4 protein-coding genes are annotated in these 4,393 nt (G+C 69.0%); all 4 read right to left on the bottom strand.

Annotated elements, in window-relative coordinates; all coding sequences use genetic code 11:
• Positions 1 to 680: hypothetical protein (locus tag KBA48_RS32610; RefSeq protein WP_292912833.1), on the bottom strand; the 680-nt coding region annotated here is incomplete at its 3' end.
• The gene (locus KBA48_RS32615) at positions 677 to 1,921 is read right to left on the bottom strand and encodes a lanthionine synthetase LanC family protein (RefSeq protein ID WP_292912834.1); all 1,245 of its coding nucleotides are present in this window, start codon (positions 1,919 to 1,921) and stop codon (positions 677 to 679) included. The genes KBA48_RS32615 and KBA48_RS32610, both read right to left, overlap by 4 nt.
• The gene (locus tag KBA48_RS32620) at positions 1,918 to 4,068 is read right to left on the bottom strand and encodes a T3SS effector HopA1 family protein (RefSeq protein WP_292912835.1); all 2,151 of its coding nucleotides are present in this window, start codon (positions 4,066 to 4,068) and stop codon (positions 1,918 to 1,920) included. Before KBA48_RS32620 ends, KBA48_RS32615 begins: the two co-directional genes overlap by 4 nt.
• Before the next feature lie 81 nt (positions 4,069 to 4,149).
• Positions 4,150 to 4,393, bottom strand: a 244-nt coding sequence (locus tag KBA48_RS32625) for a hypothetical protein (protein WP_292912836.1), incomplete at its 5' end; no start/stop codon positions are given.

The following is a 4,393-nucleotide window of genomic DNA, read 5'->3' on the forward strand; positions in this document are numbered from 1 at the left end:
GAGCATGATGGTCCCGGCCCCTGTGCCATGGGCAGGGCCGGCAGTTCCACCGTCTGCCCGTCATGCGGGGCCGGGACCATCATGCTCCAGGCCCGACCATAGGGCAGGATCAGACCCTTGGACGGGGTCCAGCCCTTTTTGTGCTGAAGCACGGCGTGGCCCTGCGCGTCGGCGACGGTCTGGACCAGTTTTGTCTCTTCCTCACCGGTTTCAAACCAGACGCCGACCTGTGCCCCCTCCGCCGGCTTGCCGGCGGCCAGGACCGTCATGTGCAGGGATACCAGGGCCTTTTTCTCCGCCGCCGTGCGTGCCACCGGTTCCGGCGTCACGCGGCGATGCAGATCGCGCAGTGGTGGCGGCAGGGGGCGGGGAATATGGCGGGGCAATTCGGCTTCGACCAGAAGATGGTCGGGCCGTTCCCGCAACCTTTCCTGCAGGTCGGCCGCATCACCTTCCAGCACCAGGATGCGGCGGCCATGGCCACCCGGCGCTTCCTGCTGCCGTTTCGTGTTCGCGACGGGTTTCAGCACCCGGTCCACATATTCATCGAACCGGTCGCGGGCGGCCTTGCGCTGATCCTCGTCCAGAAGATGCGCGGTGCGGTGGGACACGACGATGCGCGTGCCCGTCGACGGCGTCGGGGAACCGGGCAGGTGGCGGGCGGATTTCGGTTCGTTCATCGCGTGTTCTCTCCCGTCGGGATGTTGCGCGTGCCCAGATAGGGATCGGGCAGCAAGACACTGCCCGAGGTCAAGGGATCATGCAGGCGCAGATAGAAATGGCCGATGCCGGCCAGACCCGTCATCAGGCCCGGCACCTCCCCCACGCCGCGTATGGCGCAGGGCCAGGGGGTGCGGGGGGCGGCGTGGCGTTCGATGCCCTGAAGCCCGATGCCGGCGGCCAGTGCCACCAGATCCGGCCGGTTACGCCAGAGGCCAGCATCCAGGATCAGGTCGGCCATGCCGGCCAGCCCGTGGCAATAGCTGAAATCCGGCGGTTCCGGTGCGGCGGGCCGGTTCAGCGACAGGGCGGCCGCGCGCAGGGCGGCCTCCAGTTCCCCTTCCAGGGCGGGGTCCTGCGCACCGGCGGCCAGCAGCCACAGGCGCGAGCGGCCGATGCCGGCAGCACCATGGCACCAGGAGGCGCCGAAAGCGGGTTTGGCGGACGGCTGTCCGGCGGCATCGCGATAATCCGGCCAGTTGCCGGCCTGCGGGTCGAACAGCGTCCGTTCCCGATGCAGCAGCAGGGCCAGAGCTTCCGCCCAGTGCGGTTCTCCGGTGGCCAAGTGCAGGCTGGTCAGTGCCGGCAGCAGGCCGCTGCCGCCATGGGCGAAACCGGCCGGGGTGTCCGTCTTGCGCGCGATGTCCAGCAGCCCCGTACCCAACCGCAGGGCCTGTTCGTGGAAATCGGGACGGGCATGGTGGCGAGCCAGGGCCAGCAGTGCCGGCACCAGACCGGCGGCACCACCCAGCAGGTCCGTTCCCGTTGCCATGCGGGCGGCTTGTCCCACCATATCCAGCCCGCGTTCCACCAGCCCGCCATCATTCCGCATCAGACCGATGCTGATCATGGTCGCGCCGACGCCGCCGGCCCCGGTATAGAACCCGTCCCCGCCGGCACCGGCTTCGGCCAGCCTCAGCGCCTGATCGGCCGTGCGGGCGACCAGACGGTCGCCGGTACGGTGATGCAACTGTGCCAGGAACAGGGCGATGCCGGCCGCCCCCTGGTACAGGTCGGCACCGACAGGTCGCAGCAGGGTCTGCGGCAGGTTTTCCCGCCATTCCGGTTCCGCCCGCAGCCAATTGACTCTGTCCCCGGCGCGCAGCGCGTCGCGGCACAGGCGCCGCCCGATCTCGTCCGCGCAGCGCAGGAAATGGTCCCGCCCCTGCGTCAGGGCCGCCAGGGCCGGTATCGCATTCATGGGCGCCCCCGCAGCGGCCGGTACAGATCGGCAAAACCGGGCGACAGGTGCAGCCCGTCCAGCCGCAGGCCGCCACCGGTCAGCCGTGCCGCGATGCAATCCAGCAACCCGCCCCCGCCCGACCAGGCATCGATGATGCCGGCGGCCAGCAGACGGCAGCGCGATTGCCCGAAACTTTCGCCCGTGCCGGGATCATCCGCACCGCCCAGGCCCGGCAACAGGGCCTGTGTGAACAAAGGTTCCTCCGGCCGCAGCAGCGGCGCCAGCACGGGTACCGCCTCCTCAAGCATATCCAGCACCAGGGGCAGGAAGCGGCGCGGCGGATACAGGACCAGCGTATCGACCCGGTCATAAAGGGCCGGTGCCGAAGGGCATTTCAACTGGAACGGAATGAAGTAACGATTCAGACCCAGGGTCAGCAGGTTCAGCAGCGCCGGCGCCTGTTCCAGCGCGACATTGAAATAAATCCGGGCCAGGTCACCGTCGTCTGCGGCGCTGGCCGGGGTTTCGCCGAACGCGTGGTAATAGCCCGGCTGTGCCGTCAGGCTTTCCCGTGGCATGGGCAGGTCGATGATATCCCCCGGCTGTGGCGGCCGGCCTGACGGCAGGCCGGCCTGAGCGGCGGCGGCGGTGCGGTAGCTTTCGCCCTTCTGCACATGCAGGCGACCGTCGGGTGTGATCTGATAAAGGGTCCAGCCCCGGTCCCACACCGACCGGCCTGCATTGGCGGCCGACAATCGCGCGGTCAAGGCCGGGTCGGCGGTGAGGTTCAGTGATGCGGGTGCGGCAGGTTTTCCGGTCCATCGGCGGCTGTAGCCATGCTGGTAGAGAAGCGGCCAGAGCGCATCCAGCAGGGCGGGGCGCGGGTCCTGGCCCGGCCGGACGCTGACCATCTGCGGCGGCAGCCCGGCCAGTTGCACCGATTGCGGCGACGGGATGCGCACCGCCTCCGCCATGGCGATCAGGTCGGGGCTTGCCCAGGTGCCATGGGTTGTAATGGTCGGCGGGCTGACTGGGCGCTCCAGGGCCGGGTAGGCGGCGGCGGGAGTGGCGATCCGGCCCACGCCCATGAATTCCGCCATGAACCGGTCGGCATCGGTCAGGGCCAGGCCCGCCAGATTGACCAGCTCTGCGGCCAGCGGCGGGACCGTGGGGGAGGTGAAGGTGGATTCCATGGCGCTTTGCAGCAGCCGCGCGCCCAGATAGGGCACGGCCTGCCGTAGGCTGTTGGCTTCGTACGCGATGCCACCGGTGGCGCCGTGCCAGAAGGCGGCCATGGCGGGCCAGAGGGCGGCCAGCGGTTCCATCGGAACTGGTTCCGGCGCGCGGGGCGAGGCGTTCGCGTCGGCCATCCAGGGCATGCGACCGTCTTCGACCAGCCAACTGCTGTAGAAACCCGCCAGGATGCCGGCCGCATCCCAGAGCGGATCACCGATATCGGCCAGTTCCCAATCGACAATGCGCAGGTCATGGGCGCCGTCCGGGCCTGTGCGTACCAGGATGTTGTCCCATTTCATGTCGCCCTGGATCAGGGTGCGCGGACGCCAGCGGGCAAGGGTGGCATCCAGTGCCTGAACAATCGCCGGGGTGGCACGAACGGAAGCCACCAGTTGCGCCCCGCCCTGGCCGAAAAGCGGCACGTCGCGGCGGCCGATGGTCAGGATCCAGGGCGGTTGCCGCTGTGCGCCGATCCGGTCGGCGATCAGGGGCGCTTCAGGTTCCGCCTGGGTATGGATGGCGGACAGGCTGGCGCCCAGCCGGGCCAGGATGGACGGGTCCAGATGGCGGGCGCGGCGATACAGCGCATCCAGTGTCTCCGCCCCGTCGAACAGGTCGAAGACCAGGGCGCTGCGCCGTTCCTCGATCCTGCGCAGGGTGACGGTCACGCCGCGCAGGGCCGACAGGACCGGTGTCTCGTCGGCCAGCCGGTGCAGCGCCGCTTCCCGGACCAGCGACCCCGCCAGATCCGCGGCGGAGGCCGCCACCTGCTTGATGAACAGGCCGGGCCCTTCAATCCCTGACACCCGGAAACTGCGGTTACGGCGGCGAACCTCTCGCACACGCAAGCCCTCACCAGCGATATCCCCGGCCGTCAGCAGACCGCGTGACAGCAGGAAAGAGGGAACATCGCTGGCCAGCAGGAACATGGGGCCGCCTTCGCAAGGGACAGGAAACGGTGCCGGCCAGGTATCGACCCGCCGGCCCGTTACAGGAAAGGCACCAGTAAATCAGACGGCTGGCGGGCAATAGGTGGTTTGCGTCACCCAGGGATTGCCGGCCGGCCCCGTCTGAGGCGGCGCCACCGGCCCCTGCACCCCACCACCGGCGGTACCGGGTTGGGCGAAGCTGATGGTACCGGGCTGAGCGAAGGAGATGGTTCCGGGCTGATTGACGCTGATGGTACCGGGCTGAGCGAAGGAGATGGTTCCGGGCTGATTGACGCTGATGGTACCGGGCTGAGCGAAGGAGATG

It is taken from the genome of Niveispirillum sp. (assembly GCF_017996735.1).
Taxonomy (GTDB): Bacteria; Pseudomonadota; Alphaproteobacteria; order Azospirillales; family Azospirillaceae; genus Niveispirillum.